The sequence below is a fragment of the Paenibacillus sp. J5 genome, assembly GCF_054955055.1.
The window spans coordinates 35,634-53,472 of record NZ_JBUEDD010000003.1; the positions used below are offsets into that span (position 1 = coordinate 35,634).

The window sequence follows — 17,839 nt, forward strand, 5'->3', positions numbered from 1 at the left end:
CGCTCTAGGCTCCCGGCCATGCGTGTATCATGTATAGATTTCATAACATTACAGGAAATGAGGGGTTATTATTGAGTAAGCAACGGTTAAACCGGAAAATAGCATGGTGCCTCTGTATGGCGCTGACGTTCTCGCTGCTGGCGGCGTGCTCGGGCAACAGTACAAGCGGCAGTACTGGCAGTACAAATGCTGGAGGGGGAACGAAGCAGGAGGCGTCTGGAGGTTCGGATAATGCGTCAAAGGAGAAGGAGCAGGAGCCGCTGGTACTGTCCTTAATGTTCAACTTCGATGGCGTGGAATTTCCCGCGGAGGGCAATGAGGTGCAGCGGAGGATTGAGGAGATTACGAATACGAAGCTCAAGATCCAGCAGCTACCTGGCTCGGCATTCGAGGAGAAGCTGCCGGTGTTGATCGCCTCGGGTGAGCTGCCGGATGCGATTCCGATCCCAAGACGGCACCAGAAGCTGCCTTATGTGGTGAATGCGATCGAGTCGGATATGTTCTGGGAGATCGGCCCTTATCTGGAGCAGTTCCCGAATCTCTCGAAGATTAACCCGCTTATCTATGAGAATATCGCCTACGAGGGCAAGGTATATGGCATCCCGCGCGTGCGTCCGCTTGCCCGCAGAGCATTCCAGTATCGCGAGGACTGGGCGGAGAAGCTGAAGCTGCAGGAGCCGAAGACGATCGACGATCTGTACGCCATGCTTAAGGCCTTCACCCATGATGACCCGGATGGCAATGGCAAGCAGGATACGTATGGGCTGACCTCCAAGGAAGTTGGTTATTGGTTCGCATCATTCTTCGGCGCGCCGAACAACTGGAAGGTAGAGGACGGCAAATTCATCAAGGATGTCGAGACAGAGGAATATCTCAATGCCCTCAAGTTCGAGAAGAAGCTGTATGAGGAGAAGCTGATGAACCGCGACTTTGCGGTCATTGACCGCCCAGAGTGGACGGGGGCCATCGAGCAGGGCAAGGCAGGCGTGCGGATCGATGTGACCGGGTCAGCGCCGGGGCTGGAAGAGGGAGTACAGGCCAACAACCCGGATGGGAAGATTAATTTCTTCAGCATCCTGGAGGGAGACCATGGCAAGCGGGTCTATATGGAGGGTGGCCATAACGGCTTCTACCTGATTCCGAAGTCGAGCGTGAAGACAGAGGAGCATCTGCTTAGGGTGCTGAAGTTCTTCGATGATCTGGCTGGCGAAGAAGGGGCTAATCTGCTGCAATGGGGAATCGAGGGTGTCCATTACAAGCTGGTGGACGGAAAGCCGGAGTATATCGATCTGGATAAGTATGGCAAGGAGGTAGGGGCGTATTCGGCGCCGCTGTCTACCCTCCCGCCGGTTGATATTGCGCTGCAGGGCGACAAGACGCGCTTACAGCAACGAGAGATCGATGTGATCGCCGAGAATGATCAGCATCTGGTTGCTGATCCGTCCCTGCCGCTGTTGTCAGAGACCTTTGCAGAGCGCGGGGCGCAGCTCCAGACGATGCTGGAGGACGCCAATGTCAAGTTTGTAATGGGCGGCAGTGAAGAGGAGTGGCGCAACACGGTCAAGGAATGGCGTACCCGCGGGGGAGGCGAGATCGCCAAGGAATATGAGGAGGAGTATGCCAAGCTCGGCAAGTAGTTTGCTTGGGGCCTGCAAGCCCCTTCCCCCCGGAACATGACAGACCGGTGGCCGCTGTAGCGGTCGCCAGGGTAAGGGATAGCCCCTGACGGTGCAGGCTACAGCCTGTGGATCGCGGGGGCACCCTGCCTTGAGGGCATCGGGAGGGGGAGCAGGAGAGCTGCGGGGTCTGATGGACACTGCCGGAACGTGGGATACGTTTCATCGCGCATAGAACGGAGGAAAACGATGAGCAGAAGATTGCGAGTGGGGGTTATTGGAGCGGGCAGTATCGCGTCAGGCGTCCACATTCCTAACTATAAGAGGCATGAAGACCGGGTTGAGCTGGCTGCTGTGGCGGATGTGAACCGCGCTAAGGCTGAGGCGTGCGCTGCCCGTTTTGGCATTTCCGGGGTCTATGACAGCTATGAGGCGATGCTGAAGGAGGCGCAACTGGATGCGGTCAGCATCTGCACGCCGAACAAGTTCCATGCGAGCGCTGCGATAGCGGCATTGGAGGCGGGCTGTCATGTGCTGTGTGAGAAGCCGCCAGCGATGAGCTATGAGGAAGCGCTGCGGATGGAGCAGACGGCGCAGCGCTGTAATCGCCTGCTCACCTATGGCTTTCATTACCGCTATGCGGAGGAGATGCAGGTGCTTCGGCGCTATATAGAAGCCGGGGAACTGGGCGAGATCTACATGGCGAAGGTCACTGCGGTTCGAAGGCGCGGCATTCCGGCCTGGGGCGTATTCACCAGCAAGGAGCTGCAGGGCGGGGGCGCGCTGTGCGATATCGGGGTACACATGCTGGATACGGCTCTCTATCTGATGGGTTATCCTGAGGTGGATCGGGTGATGGCATCGACCTATCAGAAGCTGGGCAACCGGCCGGGAGTCGGCGACTGGGACTGGGAGCAGTTCTCGGTGGAGGATCTGGCTGTCGGCATGATCGTGTTCAAGAACGGTGCAAGCCTGCTGCTGGAGACGGCCTTCGCGGTCAACGTCGGGCCAGATAAGACGATGCAGGTGTCTCTGGCAGGCGACCAGGGCGGAGCGGATGTGTTCCCGCTCAAGCTGTATCAGGAGAAGCACGGCACGCTGGTCGATGTGCAGCCTGTCGGCCTCAAGGCGGGCAAGCCGCGGGATGCGGAGCTCGCTGCGTTCGTGGACAGTTGCCTGGGCGGGCCTCCGCCTCTGAGCCATGCCGCGGAGGGGACGGCGCTACAACGTATCGTCGAGGAGCTGTACCGTTCGGCGGAGCTGGGGGAAGCCATTCGGCTGCAAGGGTGACAGAGGCTGGAGAGGAAGAGGAGGAGAAGAATATGATCCGCACGGCATTGCTGAGCCGTTGGCATGTGCATGCTGACGACTACGCCAGACAGGCGGCGTCGCATCCCGCTATTCATATCGCCGCGGTATGGGATGAGGAGGAGACGCGCGGCAGGAGCTGGGCGCAGGAGCTGGGGGTTCCGTTCTATGCGGAGCTGGAGGAGGTGCTGGCTGACCCTGACATTGATGGCGTGATCGTCAGTGCGCCGACGGTGATGCATTACCCCATCTTGATGCAGGCAGCGCGCCATGGCAAGCATATATTCAGCGAGAAGGTACTGGCGCTGAAGGTCGAGGAGATCGACGAAATCTTCCATGCCGCAACGCTCAGCGGCTCAACCTTGCAGCTCGCGCTGAAGCGGCTCGCTGAGCCTTATTATGTCTACGCCCAATCGGTGCTGGAGCGTGGCTGGCTGGGCAAGCTGACGCTGCTGCGCTGCCGCCTGGCTCATCCCGGCGGTGTGCCGCGGGAGGGAAGTCCGTATGGCATCCTGCCGGCGTATTTCTTCGACCACGGCTTATGCGGAGGCGGAGCGCTGATGGACCTCGGCGCGCATCCCATCTGTCTCGTTAATCGGCTGGGCGGGCGTCCGCAGGGGGTCTACGCCAGGCTGGAGAAGGTATACGGCCGAGAGGTTGAAGATCACGCGGCTCTCATCGTCGACTACGAGGGCGGCCTGCTAGGGATTATTGAAGCGGGATTCGTCTCGAACAACTCCTTTCATCTGGAGCTGCATGGCACGGAGGGCGTGCTTCTGATTGAGAATGGAGCGGTCAGGCTGAGGAGCGTGCATGAAGGCGGCAACCAGTGGATGACCGTAACGGAGCTTCCGGCGAAGCTTCGCAGCCCGCTGGAGCAATGGGCGGATCAGGTGCTGCATGGCACGCCGCCTGATATTACCTATGACGACATGCGGATGCTGACGGAGCTGAATGAGGCGGCGACCGCATCTGATCGGGAAGGACGACGTATAAGCTTGAGATAAGTTTATGATGAGGATTATATTACACGCCAGAATGCATAAGTGTTAAGTGTTGTCCGCCTTATGTTGAACATCAAGAGGAGTGCCCAGCGACCGGATCAAGGCGCAAGCAGGTCGAAGCAGCGGCAAGAGAAGGAGTGTACAGTAGGATGGAAATCTATCGCAAGCTTATAGACAGGAATGACGACGTGGTCGCGGAGGCGATGCAGCAGCAGGTCAGGGAGCCGGGAGCAAGGCATGAAGGGGGCATCGTGCACTCGCATGTTGGCATTCCCAGCCCGAGCCACGTAGGCACCGGAGCTTATATGGCCTCCATGGCCGCCTCGCTGGTAACGAAGGAGTCGAAGTATTATCACAGCCTGGAGCTGCTTGCGGCTCTGGAGCGTGCGGCCGATTATTTACTGCGCAAGCAGCATGCGGACGGTACCATCTCGCCCGGATGGACGAACTTCCACTCGCCCCCGGATACAGGCTTTCTGGTGACCGGACTCGTCCAGATCGTGCAGGTGCTGGAGCGCAGCGGCTGGGAAGCTGCACAGCCGGTTGTGGAGAAGCTGCGGGAGTTCCTGAAGCGTTCCATCCCTGCTTTTCTGACAGGGGGCTGCCATACGCCGAACCACCGTTGGGTCATGACGGCGGCACTGGGTGCGCTGCATCAGTTGTATGCCGACCCGGCGTTGCTGGAGCGGGCGGAGCAATGGCTCGCGGAGGGGATGGACTGCACCGAGGACGGAGAGTGGACGGAGCGAAGCAACGGTATCTACAATACGGTCAGCAATATTATGCTGATCTATACCGCCCGTTACTTGGGGCGTCCAGAGCTGCTGGAGCCGGTGAGGCGCAATCTGGAGATGATGGCCTACATGATCCATTATGACGGGGAGGTGGTCACCGACTACTCCGGCCGCCAGGATCTGGGGCAACGGTATGACTTGTCCGAGTATTTCCTCAGTTATAGATGGATGGCAGCGCTTGACGGCAATCCCCGCTTTGCATCGATGTATGATCTGGCGGCAGAGAGGCTGGCTCGCCTCGGCCCGATTAATAATCATGCCTTGCTTGGCTACCTGGCCTTCCCGTGTGAAGTGGAGGGCGTAGAGCGGAGCGCGTTGCCGGAGCACTATATGAAGCTGTTCAACCGTCAGTATCCGCATGCCGACCATCTGGCTCGCATGCAGGAGGCCGGTCACCATATGCAGGTGCAGCATACGAGCCTGCATACCGCCTTCGGGGCGCCGGTCGTGAGGTGGCGCAGCGGTATCTCCTCTGCTACGCTCATGGCGCACTCGAAGACGATGTTTGCCCTGCGCCACGGCGAAGCGCGGGTGCTCGGCATCGGCATCTCCTCGCTGTTCATGCCTGGGCCAGTGGAGATGCAGCGGCTGGAGGAGGCGGAGGACGGCTTCCATATGGGAGCCGTGATGCATAAGGGATATAATGGCCCCATCGATGTGCAGCAGCTTCCAGCGTCGGCACGGGAGCCGATCAGTCCATGGTATCTGCTTCCACATCAGTACCGTGAGCTGACCCATGTGCAGCGGCATGAGCTGGCGGTCACCGCGAAGCTGGTGGAGGAGCGCGAATGGGTGCTCGCGATGCGTTCCGATGATCATGAAGATGTGGTGTATCAGGTCGCCCTGTGGCTAGGCGAAGGCGAGCTTGAGGGCGGACAATTCGAGGATGCCGGGAATGGACGCCTCTATTGGCTGGGTGGAACGGTGCGCTACACCGCTGGGGGGCAGACGATCGAGCTGAGTGGAGGAAGGAAGGAGCATGGTCAGCCGGATATGAGCAGTCTTGCCGTCAGCGCAGGCAGGACATTGCTGGTGAATCTGGTCACGCCGTTTGACGCCGAGCTCCGCATTCGATTGAAGTAGTCACTAGCGGCTGCAGCCCCTCCAGGCCCGCCGCTGGCGGTTCGCCCATGGTTTCATGATGAGGCTGCGATAGGGTCAGACAGCATGATGGTTCGACCGACCGCCGTCATGCAGCAATTCCGCACGCTTGGGAGCTGCGCGCGGTGCGATGGAGATGGGCTGGAGCTGCGGGAATGGCATAATGGATTGATGCGCTGAGCATCGGCAGGGGCGGCTTCCGCGTGCACCTTCTGGAAGATCATGAGGTAAGGAGAGGAAAGGAACATGACAACAAAAACCGGGTATTCCTTCTCGACGATGTGGAACCTGCGCCGCCATACGAGCGGCCGGGAGATGATAGAAGAGATCAAGAGCCTCGGCTTCGGGCTGGTGGAGCTGAACTATAATGTGACGGCGGAGATGCTGGCGGAGATTGCTCCAATGGTGGAGCGCGGTGAGATCGGCATCTCCAGTGTGCATAATGTGTTTCCGTTCATCGACGATAAGGATTATGATACCGACTCCGTGATGCTCGGCTTCGATGATCTGGACAAGCGCAAGCGCGCTACGGAGCTGCTAATCGGCTCGGTGCAGCATGCGGATCGTCTGGGGGCGAAGGGCGTGGTTGTCCATCCGGGCGAGGTGCCATTTGACCATAATATTGATGCCGTGCTCAAAAAGCTGTGGCGAGAGGAAGGCAAGGACTCGCCGCGTTACCAGCAGCTATGGCAGGAGATGCTGGAGCGGCGCAAGGAGCTGGCTCCTGTCCATGTGCGGCGTATCCGCGATTGTCTGGAGGAGGTGAGCGGATATATCGCCCGCAATAACCTGGACATCAAGATCGGGATTGAGACACGCTCGCGCTGCAATCAGATTCCGACGCTGCAGGAGGCGGATGAGATTATAACGGGTCTGTCTGGAGCACCGGTCTATCTGTGGTATGACATCGGGCATGGCATGATGATGGAGCGAATGGGGCTCTATAATAATGCGGTGGAAATTCAGCGGATGAAGGATAAGGTGCTGGGCGTGCACATCCATGAGACGGTGGAAATCGTCGATCATTGGTGTCCGTATGTACACAGCGGCGATCTGGACTCGTTCGACGTCTTCTTGCCCGTCATTGAGGCGGCACCGATCAAGGTCTACGAGCTGCGCGCGCCGTGCACCCGCGAGGAGATCGAGCAGAGCTATCAGATTATGAGCGGCAAGATCGCGGCTATGAAGGCGCGCTAGAGTGGACAGCAGCACTGCGACCACTACATCAGGGGAGGAACTCAGAATGTCAGGCTACTTGGATGAAATGGACAGTCTATATTACCGGATCGGCGATGATGCCAAGGCGGCGGTCAAGGTGATTGCCGATCGGTATATCGGCAGCAATCCGCCGCTCCCGTTCGTACTGCGAGCCTTCGCGGCAACAGGAATCGTGCAGGGGGAGGACGGGCTGTATGAGATGGACTTCGCCGCCCGCTTCCCCGAGGCTGCTCCCGATGCCAGAGTGTACGCGGCGGGGCTTGTATGGAGCGACAACGAGCGCAGTCTCGATCTGCTGGTCTGCTGTTATAGTCCAGTCAGGCTCTGCCTGAACGGGGAATTGATCTATCGCTCCAATGCGGTCGATGAAGTCCAGCAGGATCGGTACGTTCGGGTGTCAGTGGTACTGCGTACAGGCTGGAATACACTGTTGCTCCAGACGAGACGGACGACCGCCGGCTTTGGCTGCCGTATCGGAGCGGACGAGGCCAAGGTGCGGATATTGAACGTGCTGGCGCCGTTCGCCGAGCGTAAGGGACAGGCAGGCTGGGTCTACTCGGAGCCGACGGTGCAGGATGCGCTGGATGCAGGCGATCCAGCGCTTCTGCAGCAGCAGGAGGCAGGAAGCGGCCTGCGCTGGTTCCCGGAGCTGGGATGGACAGAGGCGCAGCAGCAGCTCCCGGTCATGGAGCGGCTGTTCGGCAGACGCCCCGCGATGAAGGGCTACGCCTGGTCGAAGCTGCGCAGCCTGCTGCCAGGTGCCGGGCAGACGGTTGTGCTGCAAGGGCGGAGCGCCGCGCCAGTACGTATCTGGGCAGGTGACGTGGAGCTGGACGTTTTCACCACATCTGCCGCAGACGGGCAAGGCCTGATCGAGTACAGCGCCGAGCTGACGGTAGCTGGCAGGGAACAGCCGATTATGGTGGAGGTCGGCTGCGGTGAGACAGGCTGGAGCTGGACGATCGAAGCTCGTACTATTCAGGGGACGGGCATCGCTGAATCGGTCGTGGAGTGGGCGCTGCCGCTCCCGGTTCACGGCGCGCCGGGCGCATGGCTCTATCTGGGGCCGTTCGATCCAGGCTTTGTCGCTGACCCTGTACAGTTACAGCAGACGGCTCGTGTTCATTATGATCGTACCCACCCTGCCGCGGCGTCGCCGCTTGGTGGCACGATCGACACGGTCGATACGACTGACAGGGTCGATGCGGCAGAACGTATCGGCCGCACAGACCGCACAGACGGTGCAAACCATGCAGACCAAGCAGGCCATGCATCCCGTGGAGACCAGGCATCTCGTGCAGAACAAGCAGATCATACATCCTGTGAAGACCATGCGTCTCGTGCAGAACAAGCAGGTCATACATCCCGCGCAGATCGTGCAGACGATTCAGTTGAGGCAGGCGCCTCATATGCCCGGGGGGCAGGCCGTTACTGGCAGGTGAATCGTCCTGGGACGTGGGTGCGCCCTTATTATGAGAATGCCATGCTGAGCAACAAATGGACGACGAGCGGGGCGACCAATTTCGGTCGCTGGGATTATCCGCTTGGGGTTACGATGTACGGTCTGCTCAAGGCGGGGCGAATGCTAGGCGAGGATGGCTGGATTCATTATGCGAGACAGCATATCGAGTCCTGCACGGCTTACGACGAGTATGCCTTCTGGGACCGCGAGCAGTATGGCTTCCCGTCCATTAACCAGCAGCTAGTGCTGGTCAAAATGCTCGACAACTGCGGCTCCTTCGGCTCCGCCATGCTGGAATCGCTGCTGCTGGAGCAGCGCCGTGAAGCGCAGTTGGGTACGGACATGGTGGAACACGAGGGCAAGCGTGCAGAGAGGGCTGGCAGCGGGTCGATGCTAGTCGATCTGATGCACGGCGAGCGGTGCCGCGGGCAAGCCTCTGCGGAGGATGGAACCCCACCGCCAACGGCTGCCTCGAAGCAGATCGATGCGGTGCGCATCGCGAGTCGGATTGCGCACTTCATCCGCTACGGGCTGGAGCGGAGGGAGGATGGAGCATTCTATCGCATCTGCGCGGGCGAATATTCGGAGCGTTCGATGTGGGCGGATGATCTGTATATGAGCACACCGTTCATGCTGCGCTACTATAAGCTGACTGGTGATCGGGCGATGCTGGATGATGCCATGCGGCAGTTCATATTGTATCGCAACTACCTGTATATGCCGGAGCATCGGCTGATGAGTCATGTATATGATTTCAAATATGGCACGCCCACCCGCATACCTTGGGGCAGAGGGAATGGCTGGACGGTATTCTCCCTGTCCGAGGTACTGGAGCTGGCGCCGCAGGATCATCCGCTGCGTGGCGAGCTGCTCACAATGTTCAACGAGCTGTGCGCGGGCTATGCAGAGGTTCAGGCGGACAGCGGGTTATGGCGGCAGGTGCTCCATGAACCAGCGGCCTATGAGGAAGCGTCCTGCACCGCGATGTTTGTCTATGCCTTCGCCAGAGGCGTATGCCATGGATGGCTGCAGGAGCCGGGACGGTTCGCGGCGGCGGCGCTGCGCGGCTGGCAGGGCTTGCTGCGGCACGCGATCAGTCGCGAGGGCAATGTATACGGGGTATGCAGCGGCTCGCGATATTCCTTCACGGCGGATTACTATACGGAGGAGCTGCGCACAGTGACGAATGATAACCACGGCATCGGCATCATGCTGCTGGCGGGTGCTGAGGTCAGCCGTCTGCAGCAGCATCAGCATCAATTGACGGGTCGCCTGCAACTGTCCTCAGAAGACTGAAGCGACGCAACCGGTACCACATGAACGACACTTCATAGAACAGACAGGGCTGGGAACGGATAGCTGCGATACGGCAGTTGATGTTGCCAGCCCTTCGTCGTCTTGAAGGGAGGTGAGCATTATGGCTAAGGCAGGGTAGTGAGCTGTGAGATGAAGAAGGCTGACAGAATCGAATCGGCAGATGAGGTGCGACCTGGATGAACGAAGTTCCATGAAGTACAGTTCAATAGGAAAAGAGGGATATGAAATTGAGAAAATTTCGTACAAGCTGTGCCGCTCTGGCACTATGGCTCGTTGTCAGTACCCTGCTCGGCACCATGGCATCGGCATCGGCTTCTACTGTTGCTTCTGCTTCAACTTTTTCGGTACTCAGCATGAATGTTGCAGGTCTGCCCGACCTGCTGTCGAGCGGCAATCCGGCAGTTCATACACCTAAGATCAGTCCGCTCCTCAATGATTATGATATTGTCGCTGTACAGGAGGATTTCAATTATCATAGTGAGCTGATCTCTTCGGTGACACATCCTTATCTATCGGCACATAGCGGAGGGGCAGGCTTCGGAAGCGGTCTGAATCGGATGTCCGTTTTCCCGTTTGATGATTTCCAGCGAATCAAATGGAATAAATCGCACGGCTTCTTCGACAATGGAAGTGATCAGTTGACGCCCAAGGGCTTCACGGTCGGTCGACATGAGCTAGCCCCCGGCATCGTCATCGACATTTACAATTTGCATGCGGACGCAGGCAGTGACAGCGGCTCGCTGGAGGCGCGCAGGGATAATATTCGGCAAATGAAGCAATTCATGTCCGTCTATTCGGACGGCAATGCCGTCATCGTCATGGGAGATACCAACTGTCGATATACGCGCAGTGAGGATGTGCTGGAGGAGCTGCTGCATGAGCAAGGCTTGACGGATGTCTGGGTGGAGCTGCGCCGTGGCGGTGTCATTCCCCCAGATGGACCGTCACTAATGGATGCAAGCGATCGAAATGGCCCGAATTACGAGGTCGTGGACAAGATCATGTACAGAAGCTCGCAGGCGATCCAGTTGACCGCCTTGTCCTATAAGCTGGAGGATACGAAATTTACGGATGAACAGGGGGCTCAGCTCTCCGACCACTATCCGATCTCGGCTGTGTTTCAATATACGGCAAGCCCTGTTGTGCAACTGAGCGCTGCGTTTGGGGGAACAGGCGGAACCGCGTTCAATCATCTGAATGCTCTGCCCTCGCAGGCTTCGCTGACCGAGGTGGCGATCTCCAGCGGCAACCGTGTGGACGGGCTGCGACTCACCTACTCTGATGGAACGGTGCTCACAGCAGGCGGGGTCAGCACTTCAGGCTTCCAGTCGCTGAACCTGTTACCCGGCGAGTATATAGCGCAAGTGACGGTATCCAAGGGGCTGCGTAATGGAGGAGAGCGCATCTTCTATCTGGCGGTGACGACGAATCTGGGCCGTACACGATCTGGTGGCATTCAGACGGCAAGCTCCCAGACATTCGCCGCCCCTGCGGGCTGGCAGATCGTCGGCTTCTTCGGCAAGGCGGCTAACGAGCTCGATCGTCTGGGGGCGATCTACAAGCCGATCCTGCCATAACGCACGTCATATCTTCGATCTCCAAGCTCAGCAGATCGTGCCGAACATCGGTTGTGGACAGGATGCCTTCTTGAAGATGTGGCGCGGGAATGCAAGGGCAGGGCTCTCTGGATGTCTCAGGCTATAAGGGAGGGGGCGTGTGCACGGTATAACGATGTGTCTGCTCTCTAGGTTCAGCTCCTCCTAATCCACGAGCCAGGTGTATGTTGCTGCTGGCGCATATCCTGTATAATGAAGGGTAGCAACCGATGTAAGGTGCGACTTAGCTATAGGGGAGGATTGCTTATGTTTCGGAGGCTTACCGTGCCCGGGCTGATGGGGCAGGCGCTGGCGCTGGCTATGCTCATGGTCTGGGCGATCGCTCTCAGCAGCGTCTGGGTCAGTGTTGGGGGAAGTGGCAACGCGATGGGCAGCTATGCCTTTCTAGTGTTCTGGATGTCTTATCCTCTGTTAATACTGATCTCCTGGTTCGGGCTGAGCAAGGAAGTGAAGGCGTCTACGCCGTCCAGGGTGAAGCTGGCTGTGTATCATGCGCTTCCGCTGGTCTGGGTCGTCATTACAGTTGGCCTGGTATTGTATTCAGCGGCTACTGCGGAGCATTATGAATAGAGAGGGCGAACGGTGACGCGGCACTCACATCGTAAGGCTTCGGCATTCGTGTGAGAGGGGGCGGCCGCCCAGGAAGCTCACGCTCAAGTGAAGCCTCACAAAGCTCAACCCCCAAGAATGTGTGATCGTACTGCATTCTGGGGGTTGGGCGTATCAAGCCATAATACATACAGCTTGTCCAGTCCGGTGTAATCGAACCTCGCCGTCGCTGCCTATGCTGCCTGCTGCGCTGCTTGACTGCTTGACTGTCTGGACTGCTTGGTTACTCCAACGGATAACGCTCTAGATAGGCTGCTGTCAGTCGTCGTAGCTGTGCCACCTCTAATTGATGGGTCGCGTTGAAGGTGCTGGAATCCTTGGAGCGGCAGTGGAAGTTGCTTAGCACCCCCTCCAGCATCAGATGATATTTGGCATTGACCGGATAGAGCTGCTTCTCAATCATAGAGGCGATGCTCAGAAAGTCCATCAGCCTGGCGGCATCCTCCGGCTCGCCCGCCCAGTTGCGGTATAGCCAGGCGTAGAGCTGCGGATGGAAGTTGCCCATGACCCCGCTGAAGCCATAGGCGCCCAGCTTGAAGCTCTCCAGCAGCGTTGCTGTATTGGCGTTAAATATTTTCAAGTCGGTGCCCCGAACGGCCTGGAGCTTGGCCTCCAGCAGCTCCAGATCGCAGCTCACATCCTTAACGAACAGGAAGCGACCAGTGTCTGCACAGTAGCGCAGCGCTTCCGGTGTGGTCAGACGGCGATAGGGAGCGGGGCATTCATACAGCCCGAGCGGGATCGAGTCCGGGATATGCGCCAGCAGCCTCTCCAGATTCGTCAGCCATACGTGATCGGATTCGTCCTCGCGTGCCAGTCGGTTCGTGATAAGCACGAGCGCATCGATGCCGGTATTCGCCATCTCGCTCAGCTCATGAACCTGATCCTCGAAGCTGTCGGAGATATGGCCGGAGGCGATGACGGGCACTCGTCCAGCAGCGGTCTGCTTGACGAAGCGGGCAATCTCCAGCCGCTCCTCCAGACTGAGCATGAACATCTCGCTCGACTGGCAGACGGCGAACAGTCCATCTACTCCACCTTCAATATACCACTCCACCAATTTGCCAAGCGCTTCATAAGCTACCTTATTGTCTTCAGTGAACGGTGTCAGCATAACCGGCCAGATGCCGTTAGGCATAGTTGATTTCATCCTCGTATTCCTCCATAGATTCAGTATCGTTCTAGGGGTTGAGCAGATGCTGCGGTGTACGCCCACTCAGCACATCCAGCACGGCTTGCGCTGTGACCAGGCTGACACGGCTGTAGGTTTCGTAGGTCTCGGCTGCGGTGTGCGGCGTCGTAATCAGATGCGCTACGCCCAGCAGCGGGTTATCGGCCTGAACGGGCTCCGTCTCGTATACATCGATGGCGGCCCCTGCGATCTGCCCGCTCTGCAACGCCCGATAGAGTGCCTGCTCGTCGACGACCGGCCCGCGGGCGGTATTCAGGAAGTACGCCTCTGGCTTCATCATGGCAAACTGGGCGTCGCTCATCATATGATAGGTGTCCGGCAGGCTGGGCAGGTGCATGCTGACGACATCGCTCGTCCGCAGCAGCAGCTCGGCATCCACCATATCCACATGGCAGGCCGCAGCTTGCTTCAGATTGGGATACTTATCATAGGCGAGCAGCCTCACGTCGAAGCTCTGCAGCTTACGCGCTACAAGCTGAGCGATATTGCCGAAGCCCAGCAGGCCGACGGTGCGTCCAGCCAGCTCACGACCGACGAACCGGTCCCAGCCGCCTTGCTTGGTGGACTGGTTCAGCAGCGGGATGCCGCGCAGCATGGAGAGGATCAGACCCACAGCGATCTCGGCGACCGCATTGGCGTTGCCGCCCGGTACATTCGTCACCTGAATGCCATGCGCGCGTGCCTGCTGCAGATCAATATTATCTACGCCAACGCCGAAGCGTGCGATGACCTTGAGCCGCGGCGCCAGACGGAAAACCGACTCATCCCATGTGTCGACCCCGGCAATTACAGCATCCACGTCTCCTACCAGCTCCTTCAGCTCCTCGAACGTATGGGGACGTCCGACCTTGTTCTCGATCACCTCGCAGCCCTGCTCCTCAAGCCGTTGCTTGGCTTCCTTGCATAAGACCGAATAGTTCGTCGCCGTAACCAATATTTTTGCTGCTGCCATCTTATTTCACGCCTCCCACGGTCATGCCGCTGACCATATATTTTGATGTGAACAGATACATAATGATGACCGGAACCGATGCGATAATCGAGCCGCCCATGAGCGGCCCCCAGGCAAATACATCCCCCACGATCATATCCGAAAGCCCGAGCGTAATCGTCTTGTCCGTCCCCTTCGTAATAACGACCAGCGCATACAGGTATTCACTCCAGCAGAGGGTGAAGGAGAAGATGAAGGTGGCGGCAATGCCGGGCGCCGACAGCGGGAAGATAATTTTCAGCATCGTGCTCACCCGTGAGCAGCCGTCGATCATTGCGGCCTCCTCAATCTCGGTCGGAATCGACTTGAAATACGAGATCAGCATCCAGGTTGCATACGGAATCGTGATGGTCGGATAGATGAGCATCAGCCCGTAGATGGAATTGCTTGCGCCGAGCAGCGTAACGACCATGTACAGCGGGATGAACAGCACCGCTCTAGGCATCAGGTAGGCATATAGAATGCTCTTGGAGATCAGCCCTTTGCCCCGAAAATGCAGCTTGGAGATGGCATAGGCTGCCAGCATGCTGACGATGATCGAGAACAGGGAGACGACCAGCGAGACGATCAGGCTGTTTTTGATATTGATGAGAAAGTCCTTCTCGTGAATCAGCTTGTCATAGGCAGTTCCCGAGAAGCTCTCCGGCCAGAAGGACGGGGTCATGGAATAGATCTCGCCATTGGACTTAAAGGAGGTGACGATCATCCAATACAATGGAAACAACGCAAATACGAGCAATAGAACGAGTGTAGTGTAGACAACAATCTGCTTGCCTGCCGAATTTTTCATCGTGATGATCCCTCCTTTAGTTGTCAGATGACAGCGAGCGCTTGGTGACATAGTTGATGAGCATGATCAGCGGCGGCAACGTGATGATGGAGATCGCGATGGCCTTGCCGAGATTCATGTTCAGGAAGCCTACGGTGTAGCTGAGCGTGGACAGTACCTGTGTGCCGTTGTTCGGCCCGCCGCGGGTAAGCAGCCATATAATCTCAAAATCATTGAGCGTCCAGATCGTCGTAATAACAGAGGCGAGTATGGTGACCTCCTTGATCGAGGGCAGGGTCATATAGAAGAAGCGTTTGATCGCTCCGGCTCCATCGAGCATCGCTGCCTCATAGATCTCGGTGGACACGGTCTGCAGACCCGCCAGGATGGCGATGCCCATAAACGGGATGCCGCGCCATACATTGACCATAATGACCGACAGCATCGCCAGATCGGGTGCAGCCAGCCATCCGACCGGCTGGCTGATGAGTCCGCTCTTCATCAGCAGGAAGTTCAGCACGCCGCCGACATCGGAGTAGATCCATTGCCAGGTGAACACCGATACGATGGTCGGAATCGTCCACGGCAGAAACAGCAGCACCCGGAACAGATTGCGCGCCACGATCTTCTCATTCAGCACGAGTGCCATGATCATGCCGAATACGGCCTTTAGAATGACCGCAATCATGGTGAACACGAAGGTGTTCCAGACGGCCCGCCAGAACAGGGAGTCCTTGGCGAGATCGATATAGTTTTGCATGCCGACGAAAACCTCTGGAACGCCGACTGTCTTGTTTGTCAGGCTAAGATAGACGGCCCACCCGAAGGGGAGGGCCATCACCGCTAACAAATAGATCAGTACGGGGCTCATCAGAACGTAAGCCAGCTTGCTGCCGGATGAATGTCTCATGAGTAGCACCGCCTTATGAATTGCTATGAATTGCTATGCTATGAGTTGCTAAGAATGCCAAGAATGCTATGAATCGCTGTGAATTCACTTGTAATCGGACTTATGAATGACGTCTGCTATGGAACGGTTGCGAGACGTCTTGCCAGGGTGAACTTACGTTCTACTTGCTGTATACGCTCTCGATGCTCGCTTGCAGATCCTTCACCGCTGTCTCCGGGGTGTAGCTATCCTCCAGCAGCATCTTCTGGAACATGTCATTGACATACCGCAGATTGTATACTTCCCCGGCCTTCGGATTGTAGGCGCCTGGGAAGCCGAGGAACGCAAAGTTCTGGATGGAGTCGACGAAGCCCTTGTTCTTCTCTTCCTTCCATACGGCCTCGTCAGCCAGCTTCGTATAGATCGGGCCGGTCAGCGGGGCGCCGTTCAGTACCCATTCGCCATACCAGTCGATGTTGGTCATGTACGCGATGAATTCACGAGCCAGCTCCTTGTTGGCGGAAGCCTTGAAGATGCCCAGATTGTTGCTGATGCCTGGGATGAACGTTCCGGCAGGGCCAGCAGGGAGCATGGCGATGCCTGTCTTCTCGTACAGCTCAGGGTTATCGTTCTTCAGTGTGCCGATCAGGCTGCCGACATTGAAGATCATCGCGGACTGGCCGCTCAGGTACGACTTGTTGTTGCCGCTGTCATCCCAGCCGATGGAGCTAGGCGGAGTGCTGCCGTCTTGCTTGAAGATATCACGGATGAACTGTACCGCCTTGACCGTCTCCGGCGTGTTGACGATGACGGTGGAGCCGTCCTTGGTGTCGAGCGACCCGCCGAACGACCAGATGATGGCGCGTGTCAGCCATTCGGCATCGGAATTGCCCTTGCCGTAGCCCATGCCAGCGCCATAGATGCCCTTGGAGGTATCGGTCAGCTTCGCCGCCATCTCGCGGAATTCATCCCAGGTCTTGGGCGGCTCGCTGTAGCCTGCGGCTTGGAGCAGATCCTTGCGGTAGTAGAGCGCTGTCGATTCCGTCCAGAACGGCACCGCGTATTGCTTGCCCTCGAAGGAGATGGCCTGCTTGAGGCTGCTCTGAATCTCGCCGTTAGACTGCTCCACCTTGGCGACCAGATCGCTCACATCCTCCAGCACATCGCGGCCGTAGAATTGCCCGACCTCCTGGTAGCCGAAGAATGAGACATCTGGTGGTGTGCTCGACTCGATGGCTGCCGACCATTTCGGATAGAAATCCTCATAGGCGATAAATTCGATGTTGACATTGACTTGATTTTCCTCGCCGAACTGCTTGGCGCGTTCCTCGATCATTTTGTTCTGCGCGTCGAACATCTGCTTCTTCATCCAGAAGGTCAGGCTTTTCTTCTCGCCGCTGCTGGAGGAGCTGTTCCCCGGCGTCTCGCTGCTGCCCGTGCTAGTCCCGCCGCCGCTTGAGCAGCCCGCCAGCAATGTCAGAATCAGCGCAAAGGTTGTTGATCTGGCCCACCATGTATTCATCTGTATGCCCTCCTTGAATTCGCTTACAATGATCTTGCTCTTTTATTGTAGGGCGCTAGAGGACGGTAAGATAGGAGATAGACTTAACATTAGGGTAGGATATTAGCGTGTTGGGGGAAGGGGCACAGGCAATGGATTTTGTTCAATAACCCAGATCGGCTATACTATAAGTGGTAAAAATGTAAGCTGGAATGTTAATTTAGTAGAGTAGAGAGGGGAGAACAAAATGAATAACGTCGCGATAGGGAAATGGCTGATGTATATGGGAATACTCTTGTTTGCTGCAGGTCTGTCCTTCTTCATTATCGAAGAACTTGACCCTTATGTAATGATTGGAATCATCTTAATGATTATTGGGGTTGCATGTAACCTTATATCCGTTGTTTATAAAAAAGGAAGCCGGGGCTAAGCCCGGCTTCACGATTAATGCA

General features: G+C 57.4%; 14 protein-coding genes. 9 read left to right on the plus strand and 5 right to left on the minus strand.

Annotation, left to right across the window (positions count from 1 at the left end):
* Positions 1 to 116 precede the first annotated feature (116 nt).
* The 8 genes from ACY1JZ_RS05490 to ACY1JZ_RS05525 all read left to right on the plus strand — a co-directional run bounded on the left by ACY1JZ_RS05490 (position 117) and on the right by ACY1JZ_RS05525 (position 12,006).
* A complete protein-coding gene (locus ACY1JZ_RS05490) occupies positions 117 to 1,637 on the plus strand; it encodes an extracellular solute-binding protein (RefSeq protein ID WP_462628406.1) in 1,521 nt (506 codons plus the stop codon).
* A gap of 228 nt (positions 1,638 to 1,865) precedes the next feature.
* Complete coding sequence (locus ACY1JZ_RS05495; RefSeq protein ID WP_462628407.1) at positions 1,866 to 2,906, plus strand: Gfo/Idh/MocA family protein; 1,041 nt, start codon at positions 1,866 to 1,868, stop codon at positions 2,904 to 2,906.
* Between the two features lie 32 nt (positions 2,907 to 2,938).
* Entirely contained in the window at positions 2,939 to 3,931 is a 993-nt protein-coding gene (locus ACY1JZ_RS05500; protein WP_462628408.1) for a Gfo/Idh/MocA family protein, read from the plus strand.
* Between the two features lie 146 nt (positions 3,932 to 4,077).
* The gene (locus ACY1JZ_RS05505; protein WP_462628409.1) at positions 4,078 to 5,805 is read left to right on the plus strand and encodes a prenyltransferase/squalene oxidase repeat-containing protein; all 1,728 of its coding nucleotides are present in this window, start codon (positions 4,078 to 4,080) and stop codon (positions 5,803 to 5,805) included.
* Positions 5,806 to 6,069: 264 nt separating this feature from the next.
* Entirely contained in the window at positions 6,070 to 7,020 is a 951-nt protein-coding gene (locus ACY1JZ_RS05510; protein WP_462628410.1) for a sugar phosphate isomerase/epimerase family protein, read from the plus strand.
* A 46-nt stretch (positions 7,021 to 7,066) separates the two neighbouring features.
* Positions 7,067 to 9,799 (plus strand): glycoside hydrolase family 88/105 protein, encoded by a 2,733-nt coding sequence (locus ACY1JZ_RS05515; RefSeq protein ID WP_462628411.1) that lies wholly within the window; start codon positions 7,067 to 7,069, stop codon positions 9,797 to 9,799.
* A gap of 242 nt (positions 9,800 to 10,041) precedes the next feature.
* The gene (locus tag ACY1JZ_RS05520; protein ID WP_462628412.1) at positions 10,042 to 11,397 is read left to right on the plus strand and encodes a jacalin-like lectin; all 1,356 of its coding nucleotides are present in this window, start codon (positions 10,042 to 10,044) and stop codon (positions 11,395 to 11,397) included.
* A gap of 285 nt (positions 11,398 to 11,682) precedes the next feature.
* A complete protein-coding gene (locus ACY1JZ_RS05525; protein WP_462628413.1) occupies positions 11,683 to 12,006 on the plus strand; it encodes a hypothetical protein in 324 nt (107 codons plus the stop codon).
* A gap of 262 nt (positions 12,007 to 12,268) precedes the next feature.
* Here the strand turns inward: ACY1JZ_RS05525 and ACY1JZ_RS05530 are convergent, their stop codons facing one another.
* The 5 genes from ACY1JZ_RS05530 to ACY1JZ_RS05550 form a co-directional block, all read right to left on the minus strand.
* Positions 12,269 to 13,195, minus strand: coding sequence for a dihydrodipicolinate synthase family protein (locus ACY1JZ_RS05530; RefSeq protein WP_462628414.1), 927 nt, complete (start codon positions 13,193 to 13,195; stop codon positions 12,269 to 12,271).
* 31 nt (positions 13,196 to 13,226) lie between these two features.
* A complete protein-coding gene (locus tag ACY1JZ_RS05535; RefSeq protein ID WP_462628415.1) occupies positions 13,227 to 14,189 on the minus strand; it encodes a phosphoglycerate dehydrogenase in 963 nt (320 codons plus the stop codon).
* 1 nt (position 14,190) lies between these two features.
* Positions 14,191 to 15,018 (minus strand): carbohydrate ABC transporter permease, encoded by an 828-nt coding sequence (locus ACY1JZ_RS05540; protein ID WP_270166722.1) that lies wholly within the window; start codon positions 15,016 to 15,018, stop codon positions 14,191 to 14,193.
* Positions 15,019 to 15,034: 16 nt separating this feature from the next.
* Positions 15,035 to 15,907: a carbohydrate ABC transporter permease gene (locus ACY1JZ_RS05545; RefSeq protein ID WP_462628416.1), complete on the minus strand. Its 873-nt coding sequence runs from the start codon at positions 15,905 to 15,907 to the stop codon at positions 15,035 to 15,037.
* Between the two features lie 160 nt (positions 15,908 to 16,067).
* Complete coding sequence (locus ACY1JZ_RS05550) at positions 16,068 to 17,408, minus strand: ABC transporter substrate-binding protein (RefSeq protein WP_462628417.1); 1,341 nt, start codon at positions 17,406 to 17,408, stop codon at positions 16,068 to 16,070.
* A gap of 226 nt (positions 17,409 to 17,634) precedes the next feature.
* Between ACY1JZ_RS05550 and ACY1JZ_RS05555 the strand changes: the two genes are divergently transcribed.
* Positions 17,635 to 17,817 carry a hypothetical protein gene (locus ACY1JZ_RS05555; RefSeq protein ID WP_462628418.1) on the plus strand — a complete coding sequence of 61 codons (183 nt, stop codon included), beginning with the start codon at positions 17,635 to 17,637 and terminating at the stop codon, positions 17,815 to 17,817.
* Positions 17,818 to 17,839 lie beyond the last annotated feature (22 nt).